Source organism: Streptomyces sp. NPDC001410, from assembly GCF_042895235.1.
Classification (GTDB): domain Bacteria; phylum Actinomycetota; class Actinomycetes; order Streptomycetales; family Streptomycetaceae; genus Streptomyces.
The window spans coordinates 24,282-47,872 of sequence record NZ_JBIAWE010000018.1 but is presented as its reverse complement, the minus strand read 5'-3'; the positions used below and the strand labels follow the sequence as shown (position 1 = coordinate 47,872).

The following is a 23,591-nucleotide window of genomic DNA, read 5'->3' as shown; positions in this document are numbered from 1 at the left end:
CGCTCTTCTCCTACAGGCTGGTCAGGGCGCCCGTGCGGCGGATCGCCAGCAGGTACAGGACGATCACGAGCACGGGGACGGTGCCGAGCGCGGCCGCCATGGGCAGGTTGAGTTCGATGTTGGAGTACACGAGGTTGCCGACGAGCTGGGTCTTGCCGCCGACGATCTGCACGGTGATGTAGTCGCCGAGGCTGAGCGAGAAGGTGAACACGGAGCCGGCGGCCACGGACGGCAGCACCATGGGCAGCACCACCGAACGGAAGGTGCGGCCGGCCTTCGCCCCGAGGTCCGCCGAGGCGTCGAGCAGGTTGCCCGGAAGCTGTTCGAGGGCCGTGTGGATCGGCAGGATCATGTACGGCAGCCACAGGTACGTCAGCGTGAGCACGGTGGCGGGCAGCCCGAAGCCCGGGCCGCTGAGGCCGAAGGGCCCCAGCATCCAGTCGGCGAGGCCGCCCTCGGAGAGGATCAGCCGCCAGGCGTACACCTTCACCAGGTAGCTCGCCCACAGCGGGGTGAGGATCGCCACCACGAGCAGCGGGCGCCACTTGGGGCGGGCCACCCGCGCGGTGTAGAAGGCGACCGGAAAGGCGATCACGACGCACAGCGCGGTCACCGCGAGCGCCACGCCCACGCTGCGCAGGATCACCTGGCGGAAGACCGGGGTCGTGAACAGGGCGTGGAAGTTGTCCGTCGACCAGACCTTCACCACCTGGGAGGTGAAGGAGTCGGTCGTCCAGAACGCGGAGACGAACAGGACCGTCAGCGAGCCCAGGTAGAGGACGGTCAGCCACAGCAGCGGCGCGGTGAGCAGCAGGGCGAGGCGGAGCCGGGGTCTGGTGTGCAGCGCTCCGGCGAGCCGCCGGACGGTGCCCCGTCCGGCGGCGGGCGTCACTTCACTCGTCACGGCTCAGCCCTTGATCTCGGTCCAGGCCTGCACCCACTTCGCGTACGGCACGCACTTGACGTCGGTGCGGCCGTCGAGGCACTGCTCGATGGGCGTGTTCCAGAAGGCGATGTTCTTCCAGTAGCCCTCGTCGGCGGCGTGGTAGATCGTGCAGAAGTTCTTGTCGCTGGTCTCGGCGCAGGCCCTGGAGTTGGCCGGGGCCTCACCGAAGTACTCGGCGACCTGGGCGTTGACCTTGGGGGAGACGATCCAGTCGAGCCACTTGTAGGCGCAGTTGGGGTGCTTGGCCTTGGCGGACACCATCCAGGTGTCCGACCAGCCGGTCGAGCCCTCCTTCGGCACGAACGCCTTGACCTTGGCGCCCTCACCGGCGGTCAGGCTGGCGATGACCTGCCAGGTGGTGCCGACGACCGAGTCCCCACTCTTGAAGGCGGAGATCTCCTTGAGGTAGTCGCTCCAGTACTCGCCGATGTTCGCGTTCTGCTGCTTCAGCAGGGCCACGGCGGCGTCGAACTGCTTCTGGTCGAGCGCGTACGGGTTCTTGATCTTCAGTTCGGGCTTGGTTGCCTTGAGGTACAGGGCCGCGTCGGCGATGTAGATCGGCGAGTCGTACGCGGTGACGTGCCCCTTGTACTTCGGGGCGTCGTCGAAGACCGCCGACCAGGAGGTGGGCGCCGGGCTGACCTTCTCGGTGTTGTACATCAGCAGGTTGGCGCCCCGGCCGTGCGGGATGCCGTACATCTGCCCGTTCACCGAGTTCCAGGAGCCGTTCTTCAGGCCGCTGAAGATGTCCTTGTAGTTGGGGACGAGGCCGGTGTTGACGGGGGCCGCGTCGCCGGAGGCGATCAGGCGCAGGGAGGCGTCCCCGGAGGCGGAGACGGCGTCGTACTCCCCGGTCTTCATCAGCTTGACCATCTCGTCCGAGCTGGCGGCGACCTTGGAGTTGACCTGGCAGCCGGTCTGCTTCTCGAAGTCGCTGACCCAGTCCACCTTGGGGTCGTTGGAACCGTCCTCGACATAGCCCGCCCAGGCGATCAGGTTGACCTGGCCCTCGGTCTTGCCGAGCTTCGTCGGGGCCTTGAGGTCGGGCGGATTGAGGCCGGTGGCCGAGGAGCCGTTGCCGGAGGAGCTGCAGGCGGCGGTGAGCAGCAGGGCTGCGGTGCCGGCCGCGGCCACGAGGGTTCGGGTGAGACGCACGACGTTCTCCATGGGTGAGGGAGCCTTGCGCGGAGCGGTGGGTTCGGGGGAGTGGGGGTCAGGAGGGGATCCGGACGGCGTGTCCGCGGTGCCACTGGAGGCGCACCCGGGCGCCGCGGTAGGCGGCGACGTCCTCGGAGGAGGTTTCGAGGTTCTGCTGGAGGGCGGTGAGGCGGCCGCCGCCGTCGAGGTCGACGAGGAAGCGGGTGGCGTCGCCGAGGTAGACGACCTCGCCGACCGTGCCGGTGACGGTCGCGTGTCCGGGCTCGTCCGCCTCGGCGGACTCCTTCAGGACACGGATCTTCTCCGGGCGGATGTTGTACGTGCCGGGCGTGCCGACGATCCGGTGGGCTGCCTCGCCCTCCAGCAGGTTCGAGGTGCCGACGAAGGAGGCGACGAAGGGGGTCGCCGGGCGCTCGTATATCTCGGCGGGTGTGCCGACCTGGGCGATGCGGCCCTGGTCGAAGACGGCGATGCGGTCGCTCATCGTCAGGGCCTCCTCCTGGTCGTGAGTGACGAAGACGAAGGTGATGCCCACCTCCCGCTGGAGTGCCTTGAGTTCGACCTGCATCTGTTCGCGCAGCTTCAGGTCGAGGGCGCCGAGGGGCTCGTCGAGCAGCAGGACCCGGGGGCGGCCGACGAGCGCGCGGGCGAGGGCGACCCGCTGGCGCTGTCCGCCGGAGAGCTGGGCGGGGCGCCGCTGGCCGTAGCCCTCCAGACGGACCTCGGCGAGCGCTTTGCGGGCGCGGACGAGGCGTTCGGGCTTCGGCACCTTGCGGACCTTGAGCCCGTAGGCGACGTTCTGTTCGACCGTCATGTGCGGGAACAGGGCGTAGTCCTGGAAGACCGTGTGCACGTCCCGCTCGAACGGGGCGAGGCCGGTGACCTCCTGCCCGGCCAGTTCGATCCGGCCCGCGGTGGGCGTCTCGAACCCGGCGACGAGCCTGAGGACCGTGGTCTTCCCCGAGCCGGAGGGGCCGAGCATGGAGAAGAACTCCCCGTCCCGGATCTCCAGGTCCACACCGGCCACGGCGGTCGTCCCCCCGAACGACTTCCGCAGGTCCTGCAGCCGGATAGCAATTCCCTCCATGCGGGAACCTTTCTGGCGCGCTGTACGTTGACCGTAAACATATGAAGTCATAGTTCTAAGCTCAAGGTCCCCTTAGGGTAAAGCTTGAGTCAACGCACAAGGTGGTGGCCGTGAGGCAACACGAGATCGACGGCGGCGCCCGGGGGGCGGGCGGCGGAGCCCGTCGGGCCGTCTTCACGCCGGTGGACAACCGGGCCCGCGTGGACACGGTCGTCCGCCGCATCGGCGACGCCATAGAACTGGGGCTCCTCGCCGACGGCGAGCAGCTTCCCGGCGAGAGCGAACTGGCCGGACAGCTCGGTGTGTCGACGGTGACCCTGCGTGAGGCGCTGATGGCGCTCAGGCAGCAGGGCCTGGTCACCACCCGCAGGGGCCGCGGCGGCGGCAGCTTCGTGTCGCTGCCCGAGGTCCCCGCCGACGACCGGCTGAGGGCCCGGCTGCGCGGCTGGAGCACCGAGGAACTGCGCGACCTGGGCGACCACTGGGCTGCCCTGTCCGGCGCCGCCGCCCGCCTCGCCGCCCAGCGCACCGAACCCGAGGACCTTCGCCCCCTGCGCCGTACGGCCGAGGAGCTGGCGCACGCGGAGGAGACGGCGGCGCGCAGCCGCCTGTACGGCCGCTTCCATGTGGAACTCGCCGCGGCCGCCCAGTCCGCCCGGCTCACCCGTGAGCAGGTCGCGCTGCAGAGCGAGGTGGGGGCGCTGCTGTGCCTGGTCCTGGGGAGCGGTGAATATCGTGAAGAAGTGGCGGACCGTCACCGCGCCGTGATCTCGGCCGTGCAAGATGGGGCCCACGAATCGGCCGGCACGCTGGCCGAGCGGTGCGTCAGGGAGTCGACGGCACGGCTCGTCGCCGTACGCCTCACCCTCTGAACGCGCCGCGTCCGGTTCCCGTCCCGCTGGAGGACACCATGGGCTGGAGCCCCGGGCAGATCCACTCGGCTGCCGCGACGCTCGACACGGACGCCGAGGCATGGGTGGCCTCGCAGGTGGGCGGTGCGCTGGAGGTGGTGTTCGAGGCCGTCGCCGCCACCCGGGCCGACACCGCGGCCCTGCTCGCCAAGGCGACCGCACAGGGCCGTCGCCCCGCGAGCGCGGACCTCGCCGCCCTCCGCCCCGGCCTGCACCAGCGGCTCACCCGCCAGGAACTGGTCTCCGGCGTCGGCTTCGTGGCCGCCCCCGGCCTGCTGACCGACGTACCCGCATGGCTCGAGTGGTGGCAGACGGGCGCCGACGGCGACGTACGACCCCTGCTGCTCGACCTCGACCCCGGGCACTCGGCGTACTCCGACTACACGCACTGGGACTGGTTCGCCCTGCCCCGCGACACCGGGCGCCGCGCCGTGGCCGGGCCGTACGTCGACTACCTCTGCTCCGACGAGTACAGCCTCACCCTGTCCGCACCGGTCGAGACCGAGGGCCGCTTCGCCGGGGTCGCCGCGGCCGACGTGTACCTACGGCACTTCGAGGCGGCCGTGCTCCCGCTGCTGCGGCGGCTGCCCCGGCCCGCCCATCTGGTCAACGCCCGCGGCCGGGTCGCCGCCTCCGCCGACCCAGCCCACCTGGCCGGCTCCCTCACCAAGGGCCCCGACTTCGGCCAACTGCTCACCGAGGCCGCACCCGCCGAGTACGCGGGTCTGCGGCTGGTGCCCTGCCACGGCGTCCCGCTCGTCCTCGTACTGACCTAGGGCCTGTCCTCCAGGGCGCGGGCGGACGCGCCTGTCCTCAGTCGGCCGTCCGCTCCCGGTACGGTATCCGCGCCGCCTCGCGCACCTCCCCGACCGTGCTCCACTCGTTCCCGCCCAACCGGGCCAGGGGGCGCAGCAGTTTGATGTCCGGCCGGCCGTCGACCAGGACGTCGTCGCTGACGGCCGCGTGCACGACCTGGCCGAACACCACCGTCGAGTTGCCGAGCCGCAGCGTCGAGTGCAGCGTGCACTCCAGTGCCACCGGGGAGGCGGCCACACGCGGTGGCTTCACCCGCAACGACGGCTCGGGCCGGATGCCCACCGCGTCGAACTCGCCCTCGTGCCTGGGGAAGTCGGTCGCGGTCGCGTTGATCTGCTCGAAGAGCGGCTCGGGCGCGAAGTTGACGACGAACTCCCCGGTCTCCTCCACATTGCGCAGCGAGTCCTTCCGGCCCACGGACGTGAACTGGACGATCGGCGGAGCCGTGCAGGCCACGGTGAAGAACGAGTGGGGGGCCAGGTTCGCCGTCCTGCCGTCCGCGGTCAGGGTCGAGACCCACGCGATCGGCCGGGGCACGACCACCGCGGTGAGCAGCTGGTAGAACGCTCTCGGGTCCAGGGACTGGGGTGAGTAGTCGACGCGCATGGCAGCACGCTATGTCCAACCGGGGACCGTCGGCAGTACCCGCTCGGCGACGCGGAGCAGTGCCGTGTCGTCGGGCGGTACGTCGTCCTGGCGCCAGATCGCGATCTCGAACGAGCCGCCCCCGTCCTTGGCGTCACGGGCGACCAGCAGATGACGGGCGATGCCACCCGGGCCGGTGCCGATCTTGTTGTCGCCGAGGTTGATCTTGAGGCCGATGGTCTGGCCCGAGTACAGGACGGCGGGGTGACCGAGGATCGTCTTCGACTCCTCGTCGCTGCTGAAGAGTCCGGAGAACTCGCCGACCCGCAGATCGTCCGACGCCCACAGCTTCACGGAGTACGTCTTCAGCGAGACCTCCGCATCGGGTGACGGGGTCTTCTTGCCGTCGGCGTCCTTGAACGAACTCTCGGACCCGTAGGCGGTCTCGGCCTGTTCCTGCGGTGTGCCGAGGAGCGTGGGCAGGTCCGATCGATTCAGTGCCTTGCACAACTGTGCCGCGGACACGCGTTTGGACACCGGCTTGTCATCGGACGAGCACGTGGCCGGTCCCGGGTCCGAGGAGCCCTGCAGTGCCGTCTGCGCGAGCAGGACGCCCGGCACCCCCAGGACCAGCACCGCCACGAGCGCCTGGACCCAGGGTCTCCGGTCCCTCTCGGACGCGGGATCGTCAACGTCAACCATGTTCCCCCACCTCAGTCGTTCCCCCGACAAACGCTGCAGGAGCCTAACCGGTGATCGTCTTCGACGACATCCCCGATTTCGCGGCCCCGTCAGTCGACCGGCCAGGTGTGCACCGGCGCGTTGAGGTGCATGAAGTCGATATACAGCTCGGTCATCCGCCGCAGGGCCTCGTGGCGGCCGGCGTGCGTGGTGGCGTCGATGCGGTGGAGCATCTCCTTTTGCCACACAGCCCCGTTGCGGGCCGTGACACAGCGCTGCTCGATGATGCCGAGCAGCGGCTCCCGCCAGGCCGCGTCCATGCCGGACAGCTCCAGCCCGCGGTGCGCCAGCGGCAGCAGCCGCCGCAGAACCAGTTCGGGCACCGGCAGTTCACCCATACCGGGCCAGTACAGCAGCGCCTCGATGCCGTGCCGGGCCGCCGTGTGGAGGTTCTCCTCGGCCGCGGAGAACGACATCCGCGACCACACCGGGCGGTCCTCCTCCACCAGGGCGCGGGTGAGCCCGTAGTAGAAGGCGCCGTTGGCGAGCGTGTCGGCGACGGTCGGTCCGGCGGGCAGCACCCGGTTCTCCACCCGGACGTGCGGCTTGTCGTGGGCGACGGCGTAGACGGGCCGGTTCCAGCGGTAGATCGTGCCGTTGTGCAGGGTGAGTTCGGAGAGTTCGGGGATGTCCCCGCGGTCCAGCGTCTCCCCGGGGTCCTGCTCGTCGCACAGGGGCAACAGGGCCGGGAAGTAGCGCAGGTTCTCCTCGAAGAGGTCGAAGACGCTGTTGATCCACCGCTCCCCGAACCACACCCGCGGCCGTACCCCCTGGATCTTGATCTCCTCCGGGCGGGTGTCGGTCGCCTGCTCGAACAGTGGGATACGGGTCTCGTGCCACAGCTCCTTGCCGAACAGGAACGGCGAGTTGGCCGACAGCGCGATCTGGACCCCGGCGATGGCCTGCGCCGCGTTCCAGTAGCCGGCGAAGGTCTCCGGGGACACCTGCAGATGGAACTGCGTGCTGGTGCACGCGGCCTCGGGAGTGATCGTGTCCGCGTAGGTCCGCAGCCGGTCGACGCCGTCCACCTCGATGCGCAGGTCCTCGCCCCGGGCCGCGAAGATCTGGTCGTTGATCAGCCGGTAGCGCGGGTTCTCCGACAGGGACTCCTCGCCGATGTCCTCCTGGCGCAGGGTGGGCAGGATGCCGACCATGACCAGCCGGGCGCCGACCGATCTGGACCGCTCGTCGGCGTGGTTCAGCGCGGCGCGGATCTCGGACTCCCAGGCGTCGGGTCCGCCCGTCGTCAGCCCGCGTGGCGGAACGTTGATCTCGAGGTTGAACCGGCCCAGTTCGGTCGACCAGGCGGGGTCCGCGATCGCCTCGAGCACATCGGTGTTGCGCATCGCGGGCTCGGCCCGGTCGTCGACCAGGTTCAGCTCGATCTCAAGGCCGACCTGAGGCCGCTCGGACTCGAAGCGTGCGTCGCGGAGCATCTGCGCGAACGCGTCGAGGCACTCCTGCATCTTGATCCGGTACCGGCGGCGGTCCTCGCGGGTGAAGACGAGCGCCGGGACGTCCCGTCCCATCGGCCCTCCAGGGTTCCGCTCCTCGGACACCTCTCCACCCAGAGTCGCACCGGCGGGCGAACCCCACCAAGCGGACGGAGCGGCGCCACGGCCTACAGGGCCCGTGCGACGAGCAGGGCCACGTCGTCGTGGTCGTCGGGATGGCGCAGGCCGTACAGCAGCCGGTCGCAGGTCTCCTCGAGCGGCCGGCCGGGCTCGTCGAGGAAGCCGAGGAGGACGGAGAGACGGTCGTCGATGGGGTGCTGCCGGGTCTCCACGAGGCCGTCGGTGTACAGCACCAGCAGGTCGCCGGGGGTCAGTTCGGTCGTCGTGGTCTCGAACGGGATGCCGCCGACACCGAGCGGAGCCGCGGTGGGCAGGTCGAGGTACACGGGCGCTCGGCCGGGCCGAGCGAGGGCGGGCGGCATGTGTCCCGCGTTGGCGATCGTGCACTGCCTGGTGCGGGGGTCGTAGACGATGTACAGGCAGGTGACGATGTAGTGCTCCAGATCGCAGGTGATCTTGTCCAGGTGCTGGAGCACCGCGCCGGGGGCGAGGTCCAGGTCCGCGTACGCACAGGTGGCGGTGCGCAGCCGGCCCATGGTGGCGGCCGCGTCGATGCCATTGCCCATGACGTCGCCCACCACCAGGGCGGTCTTCTCGTCGGCCAGCGGGATGACGTCGTACCAGTCGCCGCCGACCTCGCTGGTGGCCTGCGCGGGCTGGTAGCGGGAGGCGAGTTCCAGGCCCGTGTGGTGCGGCGAGTGGTCCGGCAGCAGGCTGCGCTGGAGGGTGAGCGCGGTGTTGCGCACGCTCTGGAACCAGCGGGCGTTGTCGATGGCGACGGCGGCACGGCTGGCCAGCTCGCCGGCCAGGATGACGTCGTCCTCGTCGAAGGGCAGCGGGTTGCGGGTGCGCTTGAGATCGAGGGCGCCGAGGACCTCGCCGTGCGCGATCAGCGGCACGGCCAGATACGAGTGCACGCCGGCCTGGGCCAGGAGCACGCCGGCCTCGGAGTCCCGGGCGATCTGCCGCAGATCACGGGCGCCGACGTGGCGCACCATGACCGGCCGGCCGGTGTGGACGCACAGGGTGACCAGGCGGTCGCCGTCGTACGAGGCAACGTTGCCGGGCGCGTCGGCGGCGCGCAGCGCCACGGTGGGGTGAGCCGCCTTGAGGGCGAGGGCGCGGAACAGCTCCGGGCCGTTGTCCGGCCGGCGGGCGCGGCGCAGGGCCAGCGCGGAGTCCAGGACGTCCACGGCGACCACGTCCGCGAGCACGGGCGTGCAGATGTCGGCCAGCTCGCGGGCGGTCTGCTCCACCTCCAGCGTGGTGCCCACACGGGCGGAGGCGTCCGCGATCAGCGCCAGGCGCCGCCGGGCCCGGTCGGCCTCGGCGGCCGCGTGGTGCCGCTCGGTGACGTCGACGACCGACGCGGCCGCGCCCAGCACCCGCCCGCTGGGGTCCTCCAGCCGGTAGAAGGACAGCGACCAGGCGTGCTCGTGCTCGGGATCGGCCGGGGGACGGCCCACGTGGTACTGGTCGAGGAGCGGCATGCCGGTGGTGAGCACCTGGCGCAGCGCGGACTCGACGGTGTCGACGTCGGGGAAGGGCAGGGTCTCCCGCAGATGACGGCCGATGTGGTCCTCGGCCGGGATCCCGTCGATCCGCTCCAGCGCCGGGTTGACCAGCAGGTACTTCAGATCGGGGTCCATGAGGGCCAGCCCGATCGGGGACTGGTTGATCAGCCGCTCGCACAGTGCCAGGTCGGTCTCGACGCGCTGCAGCAGGGTGTGGTCGGCCGCGATGCCCAGGGCGTACACGTCGCCCAGGTCGTCCAGCAGCCGCATGGTGCGGAACTCCGTCAGGCGGCTGCTGCCGTCCTTGTGCCGCACGGGGAAGGCGCCGGCCCACCCCCGGCCGGTCTCCAGCACCTCCGTGAACAGGCTCACCACGGCCTGCAGATGCTCGGGACGGATCAGCAGCCGCGCCGCGTACTTCCCGAGGACGTCCTCCGCCGTGTACCCGAACAGGTCCTCGGCCTGCGGGGTCCAGAAGACGATGCGGCCTCGGGTGTCCAGCGCCACCGCGGCCACGCTCAGCATGTCCAGCAGGCCGGTCGGCCGGGGCGGCTCGGGGCTCTGGTCGTCGTCGCCGGCGCGCAAGGAATCCACTGCCATGCCAGAACCACCTCCAGCGGCCGGTCACCCGTCCGTGCCGGTACGGCCGCACGCCCGAGCGCCGATGACCGTCACCTCCATGCTGCCTCCAGGTTCCGCCTGCCCCAACCGCAGCACCGGCCCGTGCGTATCGAGCGGACAAGCAGGACCATGGTGAAGAAAGAGGATGGAGCAGATGGAACCACCGCGAAAGGGTTTCGACGCGTCCACATCCGTGGAACCGCGTGATCTCCTGGACGCCTCCACCGACGCCGCGGCGGTGATCTCGGCGGACGGCGTCGTGGTCGGCTGGACCAGGGGCGCGGAAGCGCTGCTCGGCCACCGCGCGTCCGGGGTCGTCGGCCACCCCGCCGCACGTCTGCTGGCGGTGCCCGCTGACCCGGCCCGCGCCGCCGGCATCGCGGAGCGGTGCCGCTCCGGAATGGGATGGAACGGCCTCGTCCCCGTGCGGCACCGGGACGGCCACCGTGTCGAGCTGGATCTCCGGGTCTCGGCGGCCTTCCGCATGGGCGGGCAGGAGTGCTTCCTGCTCTCGGCACGGGAGCAGCGGCCGCAGTGGACGGTCGGCCAGTCGGTCCTGGACGGATTCCTGACCCGCTCACCGGTCGGCATGGCCGTGATGGACCTGGAGCTGCGCTACATCTGGCTGAACGACACGCTGGAACGCTTCGGCGGTGTGCCCCGGGACCAGCGGCTGGGACGCCGGCTGAGCGAACTGCTGCCCGGGCTGCAGGCGGAGACCCTGGAAGGCCTGATGCGCAAGGTGCTGGCGACGGGGGAGCCGGTCACCGACTACGAGTATCTCGGCTGGAGCTGGGCCGATCCGCACCGCCAGCACGCCTACTCCACCTCCTTCTTCCCCCTGGTGGACGCCGGGGACACCGTCACCGGGGTCTGCTACATGGTCCTGGACGTCACCGAGCGCTGGACTGCCCGCCGGCTCCTGTCCCTGGTCAACGAGGCCGGCACTTGCATCGGCACGACCCTCGACGTGCTGCGGACGGCCCAGGAACTGGCCGACTTCGCGGTGCCCCGGTTCGCCGACTTCGTCACCGTCGACGTCCTGGAGCCCGTGCTCAGCACCGAGGGCCACGGAGCCTGGCTGACCGATGCCGGACCGGCGCCCGCCCGGCCGGCGATGCGCCGCGCTGGACTGCAGTCGGTACGGGAGGGCTGCCCCGAGGCCGTGGTGCGGATCGGCGAGCAGGTGGACTTCCTGCCGCCGCCCAACGACGTCAACCTCCTGATCAGCGGCGAGCCGGTCCTCATCCCGGTCCTCGACCCGAGCGACGCCCTGTGGGTCGCCGAACAGCCCGAGCGAATGGCCCGTATCCGGGAGTTCGGCCTGCACTCGTTCATCTCCGTGCCGATGCGGGCGCGGAACACGGCGTTGGGCCTGACCACGTTCGCCCGCTCGCTCAACACGGCCCCGTTCGGGCACGACGACGTCCTGCTGGCCCAGGAACTGGTGGCACGGGCGGCGGTGTGCGTCGACAACGCCCGCCGCTACACCCGGGAGCACACCGCGGCGGTCACCCTGCAGCGCAGCCTGCTGCCGCACGTCCTGACCGGCGGAACGGCGCTGGAGGTCGTCTCCTCCTACCTTCCGGCGGACCCCACGGGCGGCGTCGGCGGTGACTGGTTCGACGTGATCCCCCTGTCCGGCGCCCGCGTCGGCCTCGTCGTCGGTGACGTGGTGGGCCACGGCATCACCGCGGCGGCGAGCATGGGGCGGCTGCGTACGGCGGTGCAGACCCTCGCCGACATGGAGATGCCTCCCGACGAACTGCTCGCCCACCTCGACGACCTGGTGCTGCGGCTGAGCGACGAGGAAGCCGATCGCGCCCCGGCCGACCGGAGCACGGCGACCTTCATCGGCGCGACCTGCCTCTACGCCGTCTACGACCCGGTCTCCAGGCGGTGCTCGATGGCCCGGGCCGGCCACCCGCCACCCGTCGTCGTCACTCCGGACAAACGCGCCTACTTCCCCGACATCCCGGCCGGGCCACCGCTCGGACTGGGCGGCATGGCCTTCGAGGCCGCCGAGATCGAGCTGGCCGAGAACAGCCTCCTCGGTCTCTACACCGACGGCCTCATCGAAGGAAGCGACGGGGACGTGGAGTCGGGCATGGCCCGGCTCGGCGAGGTGCTGGTGCGGACCGGGACGGACCTCGGCACGCTGTGCACCTCCACGGTGCAGCAGCTGGTGTCCGCACCGCAGCCCGACGACATCGCCCTCCTGCTGGCCCGCTCCCACGCCCTGGCCGCGGACCAGGTGGCGTCGTGGGACGTGCCCCCCGACCCGGCCGCGGTCGGACACGTCCGGGCCGAGGCGACCCACCAGGTGCTGGACTGGGGCTTCGCGGAACAGGCCCTGACGACGGAGCTGATCGTCAGCGAACTCGTCACCAACGCGATCCGCTACGCCGACTCGCCCATCCGCCTGCGGCTGCTCCGCGACGCCCGCCTGACCTGTGAGGTCGCCGACGGCAGCAGCACCGCCCCTCGCCTGAGGCACGCTCGCAGCACGGACGAGGGCGGCCGCGGACTGTTCCTGGTGGCCCAGCTCGCCCTCCGCTGGGGCGCCCGGTACACGGCCGAGGGGAAGATCATCTGGGCCGAGCAGGAGATCCCCTGAGGCCTGCGCGGCACCGGCGGGCCCTTTCTGAGCGTGTCTCAGCGGAACGCCGCGGCGTTGCGTGCCGCCCACGCCGCGAAGGGGGCCGCGGGACGCCCCAGGATCCGCTCCACGTCCCCGCTGACCGCCTGCTCCTGCGGGGTCGGCTCGCCGAGGACGGACAGGGTTCCCTCCACCACGGCGCTCGGCATGAACTGCGCCATCTGCGCGCGGGCTTCCTCGCGGCTCTGCTCCACGAACGTGACCGGCTCGGCGATGGCCTGTGCGAGGGCGGCGGCCCGCTGCCGGGGTGTGGTGGCCTCGGGGCCGGTCAGGGTGTAGGTGACGCCGTCGTGCCCGTCCTCGCGCAGGACCGCGGCGGCGACCGCGGCGACGTCGTCCGGGTCGACGAACGGCAGTGCCACGTCGGCGAAGGGCGCCGCTGCGGTGCGGAGGTGCCGGACGGGCTCGGCCCAGGCGAAGGCGTTGGAGGCCAGCCCGCCCGAGCGCAGCACGGTGAAGGCGAGTCCGGATCCGGCCAGGGCCGCCTCGAAGCCGGCGGCGTGCGCGTAGCTGTGCGGCCGGGTGCCCACGCCCTGCGAGGACAGCAGGACCACCTTGGTGACGCCGGCCGCGGCCGCCTGCTTCAGGATTCCTTCCGGATCGTCCCCGGCGACGAGCAGGAACAATGCCGTGGCCCCTTGCAGCGCGGGACCGAGACCGGCCGGCTGCCCGAGGTCGGAGGCCACGGCCCGCACCCCCGCCGGGACGTCCTCGGGGGTGATGCGCCGGGCCACCGCGGTCACGGCCGCCCCTTCCCCGGCCAGCTTCGCGACCAGGGCCCGCCCGACGTTCCCCGTACCACCCGTTACGACGATCATGACAGCTCCTCGACTGAGTCAGTTGACTAACTAAGTCGCTACGCTAGCCGGTCCGTCGAGCGCTGTCTATCCTTAGTCAGGTGACTGACTCAAAACCCGGTACGACGGCCCGAACCGCCACCTCCCGGCGGGGTGGCAAGCGTGAACGCCTGGTCGAAGCGGCCGTCCAGGTCTTCCACCAGCAGGGCGTGGAGAAGACCACCCTCTCGGACATCGCCCGGGCCGCCGACGTGCCCCTCGGCAACGTCTACTACTACTTCAAGACCAAGGACCAGCTGGTCGAGGCCGCGGTGGACGCCCACTGCGACCAGCTCACCAGGCTCACGGCCCGACTCGAGGAGCTCGACGACCCGGCCGCCCGTCTGAAGGCCCTGGTCGCCGGCTGGGTCGAGGGGCGCGAGACGGCGGCCCGCTTCGGCTGTCCCTTCGGCACCCTGGCCACCGAACTCGACAAGCGCGACGACGGCCTGGACCTGGCCGCGGCCAAGGTCATGCGGGCCCTGCTCGACTGGGTCGAGGGCCAGTTCACCGAACTGGGCCGACCCGACGCCCGCGCCCTCGCCGTCGAGCTGGTCGCCGCCTACCAGGGCATGTCGGTACTCACCAACACCCTGCGCGACCCCGGACTGATGGTCAGCCAGGGCGAACGCCTCCAAGCCTGGATCGACGGCTTCGCACAGCCCTGATCCAGGCTCGGACGTCCCCTGACACAGGGGGCCGGGTCGCCCCGGTCACTTCTGCGACGTGTGTCCGCTTCTCGCGGGGCGCGGTCAGCCGGCTACTCGGCCGCCGTCGTGTAGTCCGCGAGGTCGGTGCGGCCCGAGTTGGCCAGCGGAATTCCCTCCAGGTAGGGGGCTGGCAGGTCGAAGCCCTCGACCAGCTCCGTCATGTGCGGGGCGAGGTCGCGCAGCACGTCGTCCAGCAGCTGGGGCAGGGCGCGTACCTGCTCGGCGGACAGATGGCCGTCGGCCAGCAGATCCCCGGTGTGCTCGCCGAGCTGCTGCAGCAGGAACAACACGCAGAGCCGCTCCAGCAGTTCGCGGGCCTCGGGGTCCGCCGCCCGGGCGACCGCGTCCAGGAAGGCGTCGGCCGCCCGCAGCCGGGCGTGCACCGAGACCATCTCCAGAGCGGCGGAGGAGGCGCCGTTCCAGCGCTCGACCGGATCCCCGGACGGCCCCCGGCGCAGCGCGGCCCGGGCCCGGTCCTGCCAGCAGGCCTCGGTCCGGGCCAGCAGCCCGCGCAGATGCCGGGGATCCGTCAACCGCTCGACGCCACCGGGGTGTTCGGGTGCCTCCCGGGACGGCTGGTGCTCGAAGAGCATCTCCGCGGCGGCCTTCACCCAGATCACCAGGTTGTCGCCCTCGGCGGTGATCGTGCCCTCGACGTACTGCGGGAACTCGGACAGACCGTTGGCCGCGAACAGGCCCTGCGCGCCGCAGCGTTCCCGGCACTCGATGGTGATGTCCCGTGCCTGCCAGGTGATCCAGCTCTTGGCGATCGCGACCAGCCGCTCCGCATCCGCCTGCTGCCCGGCGTCGTGGCCGGCGTGCACGGCGGCCCAGCGGGCGAGCACCGAGCGGTGCAGGAAGGTCATCGCGTAGGCAGAGGCCAGGCCCTTCAACAGCCGCCCGTGGTGCGAGCGGTGGGCGTTGACCGGGATGCGCTCGCCCGCGCGGGGCCCGCTGACCTGCCGGTGGTCGCCGTAGCGGACGGCTATGGCGAGTGCGGCCCGACTCGCGCCGACGGCGGCACCGCTCATGCACAGCTTGCCCATCGTGACCCGGCCGATGGACTGCAGGAACCGCTTGCGCCGGTTGCCGAGGCTGCTGTGGAAACGGCCGTCGGCGTCCAGGCGGCCGTGCTCGGACTCCAGCAGGGCGTCACGCGGCAGCAGCACCCGGTCGAACGCGGTCATGCAGTGGTCCAGCGGGGCGCCGGTGCGCAGGGGCAGCCGGCGGACCCGCACCCCCGGCAGCAGGCCCCGCTCGTCGCTCAGCGGGGTCAGGAACAGGAAGACGCCCTCGTCCCGGCCCTCGACGATGAGGCGGGCAGCCACCACGGCACTCTTGGGTCCGCCGGTCATGCTGGTGTTGGGCATGAACTTCTGGGCGCCGACGTGCGGTGTGTTCAGCACGAACCCGCCGGTGGCCGGGTCCAGTTCGGCGGTGGTGGCGAGAGCCGAGGCGTCGTTGCCGTGGTCCAGCTCGGTGCACAGGAAGGTGCCGGTGCGCCGCAGGGTCGCGAAGTCGGACAGGTCCCGGCGCTCGGCACCCTCGTGGTCGAGCAGGCTGCCGAGGAAGAGGTTGTAGTGGATGCTCGCGACCGTGCACAGGCCCCCGCCGCCGTCCACGATCGCCGCCCACTCGTGCAGCCCCGCCAGCAACTGCGGGTCGTCCGCCAGCGACTCGGCCCCTCCGGCCGTGTCGTTCACCAGCCGCAGCCACTCGTAGGAGAGGGCGGCGCGCTCGGTGGGGCCCAGCCCGGGACGGTGGCGGAACGTGTCCTTCGAGATGAGGTCGCGCCACATCCCGTGGATGTGCTCCCGGTCGTCGCCGTCGAAGAGGAGCCGGGCCAACTCGCCGGACACGGTGCCGGAGAACGCTCCGCCGGGCCCGGTGTGCAGACCGTCGGCTCGGAACGTGTCCGGACCAAGCGCCTGATCCGTGTCGTAGTGCTCGATCTCCGGCAAGGAGGGGAGATGTACCTGGGGTGTCAGAAGGGTCATGGCCCTCTCCCGTCGTCGCAGAACCGGAAGGGTGTGGATGCGCAGAGTCAGAAGATACGGACCTCCCGGTTTGCTTATCAAGCCAAATTTCTGCCAACGGTGGCCGAACTTCGGTGTCTTGGGGGCACTCCCCGGCCTCAGAAGTAAGCACGATGCTCAACTTCGGTCCGGTCCGGTGGACTTCCCTGTACCGGCAGATGCTGCGGGAACGTTGAGATACCGGGCGACAGGTTTTATTGTGGCGGTCAGCGACGGCTCGATTGGTTCCCGCGTACCTGGTGAGGAGGGGGCATTCGCATGGTTGAAAGGCCATCTTCCGAGGTGGCAGGATACGTACCTGTCGGTTTCTTTTTGTGGCCGACCGGTCCGTGAAGCCAGTGCGGAGGATGTGCCGTGGCCCTGCAGGAACGAGCGATCAGGACGAGGCGCAACATCCTGGTGGCAGCCGCCGACGTGTTCGCCGACGTCGGCTACGAGGCGGCGACCATCTCGGAGATCCTCCAGCGGGCGAACGTCACCAAGGGTGCCCTCTACTTCCACTTCTCCTCCAAGGAGCAGCTCGCCCAGGCGGTGCTGACCGACCAGCTGAAGTCGGTGCCGGCCTCGCCGCCGCGGGAGTTGGTGCTCCAGGAGGGACTGGACGCCGGCTTCCTCCTCGCCCACCTGCTCGGCTCGGGCGACCCCATGGTGCGCGGCAGCATCCGCCTCACCGTGGACCAGGGGTCACCGCACGACGGGCTGGACCGGCGGGTGCCCATGGCCTCCTGGGTCGACTACAACGCCGCGCTGCTCGAACGGGCGAAGGCGAACGGCGAGGTGCTGCCCCAGGTCGACGTGGACGCCGCGGCGAAGGCTTTCGTGGCCGCGTTCACCGGGGCACAGGTGCTGTCCAAGATCATGAACAACCATGCCGACCTGATGGAACGCGTGGTCGACCTCTACCGGCACCTGATGACCAGCATCGCGATCCCCGCGGTGCTGGTGCGCCTGGACATGTCGCTCGACCGGGGCCGGCGCGTCTACGAAGAGGCCATGGAGCTGAGCCGGGAACCGCAGGAGGCGCCGGCCGCCGGCTGAACGGGGTCTCTCCGCGGACCACGGACACCGGCACCACCGGGAGCCGGGGGAGCGGACATCGCTGCCATGGGCACGTCGCAACGCCACAACGTGATGCAGAACCGACCCAGGGAGCACATCGATGGAAGAGACCGCCTGCCCTTACGCCCTCGACCTGACCGGCCAGGACCACCTGGGGGAGGCCGCGATGCTGCGCGCCCAGGGCCCCGCGGTCCAGGTCGAGCTGCCCGGCGGCGTGCTCGCCTGGGCCGTCGTCCAGCAGAGGTACGTGGAGCAGCTGCTGACCGACCCGCGCGTCTCGCGCAGCGCCCGCCTGCACTGGCCGCCGTTCATCGAGGGGACGATAACGCAGGAGTGGCCCCTCTACCCATGGGTGGCGAACGAGAACATGCTGTTCGCCTACGGGGAGCACCACACCAGGCTGCGCCGGCTCGTCGCCGGCGCGTTCACCGCGCGACGCTCCGAGGCGCTGCGCCCCCGGGTGCAGGAGCTGTCGGCCGAGCTGCTCGGCCGACTGGCCGCCCTCCCGCCCGGCACCCCGGTCGATCTGCGCACCTCGTACGCGGAGGTGCTGCCGCTGCGGGTCATCTGCGAGCTGTTCGGCGTGCCGCAGGGCGCCGAGACGGACGCGCTGTCCGCGGCGTTGAGCACGGTGTTCAGCTCCACCGTCAGCGGCCAGGAGATGGAGGCCGCGCGGCTGGAGGCCTTCGGGCGGCTCGCCGCACTGGTCAAGGCCAAGCGGGAGCGGCCCGGTGACGACCTCACCAGCTCGCTGATCGCGGCCCGGGACCAGGGCGACCGGCTCACCGAGGACGAACTGCTCGGCTCCCTCTTCATGTTCATCGCCGCGGGACAGGACACCACCGCCACCCTCATCACCAACGCGGCCGGCGCGCTGCTGACCCACCCCGAGCAGCTTGCGCACCTGCGCGCGGGCCGAGCGACCTGGGCGGACGTGGTCTCCGAGACCATGCGGGTGCACACCCCCGGGGCCTACGCGCCGATGCGGTTCGCGGTCGAGGACATCGACCTCGACGGGGTGCGGATCCGCAAGGGCGACTGCATCCTCGTCAACTTCGCGGCGGGCGGCCACGAGACCGACCGGCACGGCCCGGACGCGGACCGCTTCGACCTGCTGCGCGACGGCGACCGGGACGTCCTCGGTTTCGGCCACGGAACGCACCGCTGCCTCGGCGCACCGCTCGGGGAGATCGAGGCCGCCTCCGCCCTCGCCAAGCTCTTCGACCTCTTCCCGGACGTGCAGCTGGCCTGCGCACCCGAGGAGTTGGCCCCGCTGCCGACGTTCATGCTCAACGGATACCGGTCGCTGCCCGTGCTGCTGCGTCCGTCGGCGTCCTGAGCGCGCGGGCGGATGCGCCCGCCGGAAGTCCGCCGCCCGTCGCGGGCGGCGGACTTCCTTGTGCGCCACGGGAACGAAGGCGCGTCCGTCACCTGACCTTCTTGCTTCCGTAAGCCAAACCAAGCACGCGGTTTGCTTCGTGGCCGGCGGGGTGTCAGATCACTCCGACGGGCGAGTTTGCCTGGTCCTCGATGTTTTCGCCCTGGCATCCCGTCAGGTCTTGCCGCACCGCACCCCCATAAACATACTGAACATGCGGTTATTAGAGGAGGGCGTCATGGTCAAGCAGGTACGGGCGGTTCGCACACGGCAGGCCCTCGTCCGCGCGGCGGCGGAAGCCTTCGCCCACGACGGATACGCCCGCGCGTCCCTGCCTGCGATCAGCAGGCGGGCCGGGGTGAGCGCCGGCGCGCTGCACTTCCACTTCCCGAGCAAGGACGCACTCGCGAGCGAGATCGAGTGCGCGGCGGCACGCACGGTGGAGGAGATGACCGCGCACTGCCGGGCCACGGGCGGCAGCGCGCTCGGGGCGCTGGTGGCCGCGATCCGCCAACTGGTGGTCGCGTTAGCGGCCGACCCGGTCATGCGGGCCGGGCTGGCGCTCAGCGGCGACCCCGCACGCAACGGCGGGACCGCGGTGGTGGACTCGTGGCACGGCTGGGTGAGCGACGTGATCGCCCAGGCGCAGGCGGCGGGCGAGCTGACGGACGACCTCTCCCCCGAGTGCGTGGCCGGCGCCGTGGTGGCCGCGACGGTCGGCTTCGAGGTCCTCGGCAGCGGGGACCGGGACTGGCTGTCGAAGGACCGCATGGTGGAGTTCTGGACCTGTCTGCTGTCGCGGCTGGCGACCGTGCCCGGACCGGACCTCGCCCGGGTGCTGGAGAGCGAGACGACCGGCGACCGGGACGCCGAGAACAGCATGGCCGGTCTGTAGGACGGCGCAGCCCGGACAGCAGGCGGTTCGGCGGCGCACGCCTGCCGCCCGTGTGACGCGTGCCATACCCGGACTTCGGAACTCGGCCCCTCGACGGCCCGACTCCTGAAGCGCTACGGCTCCGACCAGGTGATGCCGTACGACGTGATCTGGAGACGCGCTTGATGGACGAGTCCCGTCAGTCCCCCTCCGGCGCGGGCGCGGCACTGCGCACAGCGGTGCCCCCGCCCGCCCTCTGCGGGTTCCTTCTGTTGCTGGCCCTGCTGTTCACGCTGTCGTACGCCGTCGGCGCCGCGGCTGGACCCGTCGCCCCCGGCATGCACGGCACCGGCACCGGCCGTGGCACCGGTGACGGCGGAGGCGGGGGCATGGGCGACGGCGGCGACATGGGGCAGCTGCACGGGGGAAGTCACTGATGGGCCCGGAACCCGTGGTCGCGGACCCGACGACCACCGACTTGACCGTGGGCGGCATGACCTGCGCAGCCTGTGTGAAGCGCGTCGAGAAGAAGCTGGGCCGACTCGACGGGGTCACGGCGGTCGTCAACCTGGCGACCGGGCGGGCTCGTGTGAGCCACCCGGCGCGCATCAGCCCCGAGGAACTCGTCGCGACCGTCGAGCAGGCCGGGTACACGGCCGAGATCCCGCAGCGACCCGAGAAGCGCCTGCGCGAGCGCGGGGGAGAGGGGAGTGCGGGGGAGGAAGTACGGCAGGAGGCACGGCAGGAGCGTGACCGGCTCCTGCTCACCGCGCTGCTCGCGCTGCCCGTGCTCGTGCTGTCGATGGTGCCCGGCCTGCAGTTCCGCAACTGGCAGTGGCTGTGCTTCGTGCTGGCCGCCCCGGTTGCCGTGTGGGGGGCCTGGCCCTTCCACGACCGGGCGGTACGCGGGCTGCGGCACTCGGCGGCCACCATGGACACCCTCGTCTCCCTGGGCGTGCTGGCCTCCTTCTCCTGGTCGGCGTACGCGCTGTTCCTCGGCGGCGCAGGGGATCCCGGCATGCGGATGCCGTTCATCCTGCTGCCCTCCGCCTCGAGCGGTGCCGCGCATCTCTACCTCGAAGCGGCCGTCGGAGTACCGCTGTTCGTGCTGGCGGGCCGGTTCCTGGAGGCACGGGCCCGGCGCGGGACCGGCTCCGCGCTGCGGTCGCTCGCGGAACTCGCCGCCAGGGAGGTGGCGGTGCGCGAGAGCGGCACCGAACGACTGCTGCCCATCGAGGAGCTGACGGTCGGGCAGATCTTCGTCGTGCGGCCAGGGGAGCGGGTCGCCACCGACGGTGAGGTGGTGGAGGGCCGTTCCGCGGTGGATCTGTCTCTGGTCACCGGGGAGAGCGAGCCCATCGAGGCCGGGCCGGGCTCCGCGGTGACCGGCGGGGCCCTCAACGCCGGCGGACTGCTGCTCGTACGGGCCACGGCGGTCGGGGCCGACACCCAACTCGCCCGGATCACGCAGCTGGTGACGGAGGCGCAGGCGGGCAAGGCGCGGGCGCAGCGGCTGGCCGACTCGGTCGCCGGTGTCTTCGTACCGGTCGTGCTCGCACTGGCCGTCACGGCGCTCGGGTTCTGGCTCGGTGCGGGCGCCGATCCGCAGGCCGCCGTCACGGCCGCGGTGGCCGTCCTGGTGGTGGCGTGCCCGTGTGCGCTGGGCCTGGCGACCCCGACCGCGCTGATGGCGGCCACCGGTCGCGGGGCCCAACTGGGCGTCCTCGTCAGCGGCCCGCAGGCCCTGGAGGGGCTGCGCCACGTCGACACGGTCGTCCTGGACAAGACGGGCACCCTCACCTCCGGCCGGATGAGCGTCGCCAGGGTCACCGCCGTACCCGGCGGGCTCGGGAGGGACGCGGCGCTGCGGCTGGCCGCAGCGGTCGAACAGGGCTCGGAGCATCCGCTCGGCCGGGCCGTCACCGCTCACGCGCCCGGGTCGCTTCCGGCCGTGAGCGACTTCCGGGCGGAGGCCGGCCGGGGCGTGCGCGGCCGGGTCGAGGGCCGCCTGGTCGAAGTCCTGGTACCCGACGACCACTTGCCCACGGCGCTGGCCGAGGCGCTCCCGGTGGCAGAGGCCGCCGCACACACCCCGGTCCTGGTCCGCGTGGACGGGAACGCCGAGGCGCTGATCGAGGTCGGCGACGTCGTACGCCCCGGAGCCTACCGGGCGGTGGACCGGCTGCGGCGCCTCGGCGTACGGCCGGTGCTCGCCACCGGCGACGGCGAGGCACCCGCGCAGGCGGTCGCGGCGGAGCTGGGCATCGAGGAGATGCACGCCCGCAGTACACCCGAGGACAAGGCGTCCCTCGTACGAGACCTCCAGCAGCGGGGCCATCGGGTCGCCGTCATCGGGGACGGCGTGAACGACGCGGCCGCGCTGGCCGCCGCCGACCTGGGCATCGCCATGGGCGGCGGCACGGATGCCGCCATCGGCGCGGCCGACGTGACTCTGGTGCGCGGGGACATCGAGGCCCTCGCGGACGCGGCCCGCCTGGCCCGGCGCACCCTGGGCACGATCCGCGCCAACCTCGTCTGGGCGTTCGGATACAACCTCGTGACCGTGCCGCTCGCCCTGGTGGGTCTGCTCACCCCGATGGTCGCCGCGGCGGCGATGTCGGTCAGTTCGCTGCTGGTGGTCGGCAACAGCCTTCGGCTGCGCACCTGGCAGCCGTCTTCTGCCGGGAGGCGTACCCGATGACCGAGCAGAGCCCGTGGCGTCCCACCCGGCGCCGGCTGACCGACACCCTCCTCGCGGCCCTCGCACCCGTCACGGCGTGCAGCCTCGCCCTCGGCGGCCTGACCACCTGGGTCGGTGCCGGGAAGGCGGGCAGCCCGGCCCGCGTCACCGTCTCGAAGGCGCGGGTCCTCCTGCCGTACGGCGACACCAAGGAGACGGCCGCCTTCTTCGACCTCTCCAACGCCGGCGGCGCCGACGACCGGCTGGTCAAGGTCATGTCCTCCCGCACCGCCGGCCGGATCACACTCAGCCGGCATCGCAGTACCGGCTCTGGAGCCGCCACCAAAGCCGACACGGACTCGGCGGTCGTCCCCGCGGGCCGCACCCTGTCCATGTCGCCGCACGGCCTGGACGTGAACCTGCGGGCCGGGGCCGGGTGGCGGACCGGCGACCTTGTGCCGTTCACCCTGCACTTCGAGCACAGCGGCACGATCGAGGCCCTCGCGGTGGTGATCCGCCCCGGCTGACGGCGGTAGCGGCCTCGCCACAGATGTCGGATCGAACGCCTCGCCCGTTCCCGCCATGTGACGTGTTCTGGATCACATCGCGCCGGTTGAGTGACACGGCAGGGCACATCCCGTACCGACGGATGATGACGGACAGCCGGATGCGAGGATGAGACGCCATGACAGCAGGGTGGTGTTCTCGCACGGTACGGGCCGCGGTGTTCGCGGCCGTCTGTGTGCTGCTCGCCGCCCTGGGCCACGTCATGATGTCGGGTCAGCACGTGCCCGGGTGGGCACTGGCCGCAGGCCTGGCCGTGACCGGTGGCGCCGGCTGGTCGCTGGCGGGCCGAGAGCGCGGGCTCCCGCTGATCGTGACCGTCGTGGTCGCCGCGCAGACGGCGCTGCACGAGGCGTTCTCGTTCGCCCAGTCGGCCTCCGCCGACACGGCCTCCATGGACATGGGGCCGATGCCGATGGCCTCCATGGACATGGGCTCCATGGGGCACATGGACATGCGCGGCATGGATCACATGGGGCACTCCATGGGCGGCGGCTCGCCGTCGTTCGGGATGCTCGCCGCCCACCTGTTGGCCGCCCTGCTGTGCGGTCTGTGGCTGGCGTACGGCGAGCGGGCCGCGTTCCGCATCCTGCGGGCCGCTGCCGCCCGGCTGGCGGCACCGCTGCGGCTGCTGCTCGCCCTGCCCGACACACCGGTCCGGCCGCGGCTCCGCGTCCGCCGGCGTCGCTCGCGGCGTGCGCCGCGGCTGCTTCTCCTCGTCCACTCGATCATCTCGCGGGGTCCGCCCGCCGGGGTCGCTGTCGCCTGACGACAGCCGGTTCCCCGAGGCCGCTCCATGCGCCTCGGGCCTCGGCCGTACGCCCGCGCACACGCCGTACTCC

20 protein-coding genes are annotated in these 23,591 nt (G+C 71.6%); 11 read left to right on the top strand and 9 right to left on the bottom strand.

What is annotated here, in order from left to right; genetic code table 11:
• Nucleotides 1–10: 10 nt before the first annotated feature.
• From ACFY3C_RS33600 to ACFY3C_RS33590, 3 genes are read right to left on the bottom strand one after another with little or no spacing between them, the layout of a single operon-like run.
• On the bottom strand, nucleotides 11–904 hold the full coding sequence (locus tag ACFY3C_RS33600; RefSeq protein ID WP_390773468.1) for an ABC transporter permease: 894 nt from the start codon (nucleotides 902–904) through the stop codon (nucleotides 11–13).
• A 3-nt stretch (nucleotides 905–907) separates the two neighbouring features.
• Entirely contained in the window at nucleotides 908–2,101 is a 1,194-nt protein-coding gene (locus tag ACFY3C_RS33595) for an ABC transporter substrate-binding protein (protein ID WP_390773467.1), read from the bottom strand.
• A gap of 58 nt (nucleotides 2,102–2,159) precedes the next feature.
• Nucleotides 2,160–3,191, bottom strand: coding sequence for an ABC transporter ATP-binding protein (locus tag ACFY3C_RS33590; protein ID WP_386578710.1), 1,032 nt, complete (start codon nucleotides 3,189–3,191; stop codon nucleotides 2,160–2,162).
• 110 nt (nucleotides 3,192–3,301) lie between these two features.
• Between ACFY3C_RS33590 and ACFY3C_RS33585 the strand changes: the two genes are divergently transcribed.
• Together ACFY3C_RS33585 and ACFY3C_RS33580 are read left to right on the top strand one after the other, a co-directional pair.
• The gene (locus ACFY3C_RS33585) at nucleotides 3,302–4,063 is read left to right on the top strand and encodes a FadR/GntR family transcriptional regulator (RefSeq protein ID WP_386578709.1); all 762 of its coding nucleotides are present in this window, start codon (nucleotides 3,302–3,304) and stop codon (nucleotides 4,061–4,063) included.
• A 38-nt stretch (nucleotides 4,064–4,101) separates the two neighbouring features.
• On the top strand, nucleotides 4,102–4,878 hold the full coding sequence (locus ACFY3C_RS33580) for a cache domain-containing protein (protein WP_386578708.1): 777 nt from the start codon (nucleotides 4,102–4,104) through the stop codon (nucleotides 4,876–4,878).
• 37 nt (nucleotides 4,879–4,915) lie between these two features.
• Here the strand turns inward: ACFY3C_RS33580 and ACFY3C_RS33575 are convergent, their stop codons facing one another.
• The 4 genes from ACFY3C_RS33575 to ACFY3C_RS33560 all read right to left on the bottom strand — a co-directional run bounded on the left by ACFY3C_RS33575 (nucleotide 4,916) and on the right by ACFY3C_RS33560 (nucleotide 9,932).
• Nucleotides 4,916–5,524, bottom strand: a complete 609-nt coding sequence (locus ACFY3C_RS33575; RefSeq protein WP_389189467.1) for a flavin reductase family protein — start codon at nucleotides 5,522–5,524, stop codon at nucleotides 4,916–4,918.
• Between the two features lie 9 nt (nucleotides 5,525–5,533).
• Nucleotides 5,534–6,205, bottom strand: a complete 672-nt coding sequence (locus ACFY3C_RS33570) for a DUF6215 domain-containing protein (RefSeq protein ID WP_386578706.1) — start codon at nucleotides 6,203–6,205, stop codon at nucleotides 5,534–5,536.
• Between the two features lie 89 nt (nucleotides 6,206–6,294).
• Nucleotides 6,295–7,773: a glutamate-cysteine ligase family protein gene (locus tag ACFY3C_RS33565; protein WP_386578705.1), complete on the bottom strand. Its 1,479-nt coding sequence runs from the start codon at nucleotides 7,771–7,773 to the stop codon at nucleotides 6,295–6,297.
• A gap of 92 nt (nucleotides 7,774–7,865) precedes the next feature.
• Nucleotides 7,866–9,932, bottom strand: a complete 2,067-nt coding sequence (locus tag ACFY3C_RS33560; RefSeq protein WP_390773466.1) for a SpoIIE family protein phosphatase — start codon at nucleotides 9,930–9,932, stop codon at nucleotides 7,866–7,868.
• A gap of 175 nt (nucleotides 9,933–10,107) precedes the next feature.
• Here ACFY3C_RS33560 and ACFY3C_RS33555 point away from each other — a divergent pair, with 175 nt between their 5' ends.
• Nucleotides 10,108–12,570: a SpoIIE family protein phosphatase gene (locus ACFY3C_RS33555; RefSeq protein ID WP_390773465.1), complete on the top strand. Its 2,463-nt coding sequence runs from the start codon at nucleotides 10,108–10,110 to the stop codon at nucleotides 12,568–12,570.
• 38 nt (nucleotides 12,571–12,608) lie between these two features.
• Here ACFY3C_RS33555 and ACFY3C_RS33550 read toward each other — a convergent pair whose 3' ends face one another.
• The gene (locus ACFY3C_RS33550) at nucleotides 12,609–13,430 is read right to left on the bottom strand and encodes an SDR family oxidoreductase (RefSeq protein ID WP_390773464.1); all 822 of its coding nucleotides are present in this window, start codon (nucleotides 13,428–13,430) and stop codon (nucleotides 12,609–12,611) included.
• 80 nt (nucleotides 13,431–13,510) lie between these two features.
• On the opposite strand from ACFY3C_RS33550, the gene ACFY3C_RS33545 reads away from it, so the two are divergent.
• Nucleotides 13,511–14,116 carry a TetR/AcrR family transcriptional regulator gene (locus tag ACFY3C_RS33545; protein ID WP_386578701.1) on the top strand — a complete coding sequence of 202 codons (606 nt, stop codon included), beginning with the start codon at nucleotides 13,511–13,513 and terminating at the stop codon, nucleotides 14,114–14,116.
• Between the two features lie 92 nt (nucleotides 14,117–14,208).
• On the opposite strand, the gene ACFY3C_RS33540 is transcribed toward ACFY3C_RS33545, so the two are convergent.
• Nucleotides 14,209–16,155, bottom strand: coding sequence for an acyl-CoA dehydrogenase (locus tag ACFY3C_RS33540; protein ID WP_390773463.1), 1,947 nt, complete (start codon nucleotides 16,153–16,155; stop codon nucleotides 14,209–14,211).
• A 393-nt stretch (nucleotides 16,156–16,548) separates the two neighbouring features.
• On the opposite strand from ACFY3C_RS33540, the gene ACFY3C_RS33535 reads away from it, so the two are divergent.
• The 7 genes from ACFY3C_RS33535 to ACFY3C_RS33505 all read left to right on the top strand — a co-directional run bounded on the left by ACFY3C_RS33535 (nucleotide 16,549) and on the right by ACFY3C_RS33505 (nucleotide 23,518).
• Nucleotides 16,549–17,232 carry a ScbR family autoregulator-binding transcription factor gene (locus ACFY3C_RS33535; protein ID WP_386578699.1) on the top strand — a complete coding sequence of 228 codons (684 nt, stop codon included), beginning with the start codon at nucleotides 16,549–16,551 and terminating at the stop codon, nucleotides 17,230–17,232.
• 121 nt (nucleotides 17,233–17,353) lie between these two features.
• Nucleotides 17,354–18,592, top strand: coding sequence for a cytochrome P450 (locus ACFY3C_RS33530; RefSeq protein WP_389189444.1), 1,239 nt, complete (start codon nucleotides 17,354–17,356; stop codon nucleotides 18,590–18,592).
• 277 nt (nucleotides 18,593–18,869) lie between these two features.
• On the top strand, nucleotides 18,870–19,526 hold the full coding sequence (locus ACFY3C_RS33525; protein WP_390773462.1) for a ScbR family autoregulator-binding transcription factor: 657 nt from the start codon (nucleotides 18,870–18,872) through the stop codon (nucleotides 19,524–19,526).
• A gap of 164 nt (nucleotides 19,527–19,690) precedes the next feature.
• Nucleotides 19,691–19,942: a hypothetical protein gene (locus ACFY3C_RS33520; protein ID WP_390773461.1), complete on the top strand. Its 252-nt coding sequence runs from the start codon at nucleotides 19,691–19,693 to the stop codon at nucleotides 19,940–19,942.
• On the top strand, nucleotides 19,942–22,206 hold the full coding sequence (locus ACFY3C_RS33515) for a heavy metal translocating P-type ATPase (RefSeq protein ID WP_390773460.1): 2,265 nt from the start codon (nucleotides 19,942–19,944) through the stop codon (nucleotides 22,204–22,206). Before ACFY3C_RS33520 ends, ACFY3C_RS33515 begins: the two co-directional genes overlap by 1 nt.
• Entirely contained in the window at nucleotides 22,203–22,712 is a 510-nt protein-coding gene (locus ACFY3C_RS33510) for a copper chaperone PCu(A)C (RefSeq protein WP_390773459.1), read from the top strand. Before ACFY3C_RS33515 ends, ACFY3C_RS33510 begins: the two co-directional genes overlap by 4 nt.
• A gap of 158 nt (nucleotides 22,713–22,870) precedes the next feature.
• A complete protein-coding gene (locus ACFY3C_RS33505; RefSeq protein WP_390773458.1) occupies nucleotides 22,871–23,518 on the top strand; it encodes a hypothetical protein in 648 nt (215 codons plus the stop codon).
• The last annotated feature ends 73 nt before the right edge of the window (nucleotides 23,519–23,591 follow it).

Excerpts from the sequence above, each read along its gene's own strand:
- ACFY3C_RS33575 (WP_389189467.1), bottom strand. The coding sequence starts at position 5,524 with ATGCGCGTCGACTACTCACCCCAGTCCCTGGACCCGAGAGCGTTCTAC.
- ACFY3C_RS33590 (WP_386578710.1), bottom strand. The coding sequence starts at position 3,191 with ATGGAGGGAATTGCTATCCGGCTGCAGGACCTGCGGAAGTCGTTCGGG.
- ACFY3C_RS33525 (WP_390773462.1), top strand. The coding sequence starts at position 18,870 with ATGGTCAAGCAGGTACGGGCGGTTCGCACACGGCAGGCCCTCGTCCGC.
- ACFY3C_RS33570 (WP_386578706.1), bottom strand. The coding sequence starts at position 6,205 with ATGGTTGACGTTGACGATCCCGCGTCCGAGAGGGACCGGAGACCCTGG.
- ACFY3C_RS33530 (WP_389189444.1), top strand. The coding sequence starts at position 17,354 with ATGGAAGAGACCGCCTGCCCTTACGCCCTCGACCTGACCGGCCAGGAC.
- ACFY3C_RS33565 (WP_386578705.1), bottom strand. The coding sequence starts at position 7,773 with ATGGGACGGGACGTCCCGGCGCTCGTCTTCACCCGCGAGGACCGCCGC.
- ACFY3C_RS33540 (WP_390773463.1), bottom strand. The coding sequence starts at position 16,155 with ATGACCCTTCTGACACCCCAGGTACATCTCCCCTCCTTGCCGGAGATC.
- ACFY3C_RS33520 (WP_390773461.1), top strand. The coding sequence starts at position 19,691 with ATGGACGAGTCCCGTCAGTCCCCCTCCGGCGCGGGCGCGGCACTGCGC.
- ACFY3C_RS33555 (WP_390773465.1), top strand. The coding sequence starts at position 10,108 with ATGGAACCACCGCGAAAGGGTTTCGACGCGTCCACATCCGTGGAACCG.
- ACFY3C_RS33560 (WP_390773466.1), bottom strand. The coding sequence starts at position 9,932 with ATGGCAGTGGATTCCTTGCGCGCCGGCGACGACGACCAGAGCCCCGAG.
- ACFY3C_RS33580 (WP_386578708.1), top strand. The coding sequence starts at position 4,102 with ATGGGCTGGAGCCCCGGGCAGATCCACTCGGCTGCCGCGACGCTCGAC.
- ACFY3C_RS33515 (WP_390773460.1), top strand. The coding sequence starts at position 19,942 with ATGGGCCCGGAACCCGTGGTCGCGGACCCGACGACCACCGACTTGACC.
- ACFY3C_RS33550 (WP_390773464.1), bottom strand. The coding sequence starts at position 13,430 with ATGATCGTCGTAACGGGTGGTACGGGGAACGTCGGGCGGGCCCTGGTC.
- ACFY3C_RS33510 (WP_390773459.1), top strand. The coding sequence starts at position 22,203 with ATGACCGAGCAGAGCCCGTGGCGTCCCACCCGGCGCCGGCTGACCGAC.
- ACFY3C_RS33505 (WP_390773458.1), top strand. The coding sequence starts at position 22,871 with ATGACAGCAGGGTGGTGTTCTCGCACGGTACGGGCCGCGGTGTTCGCG.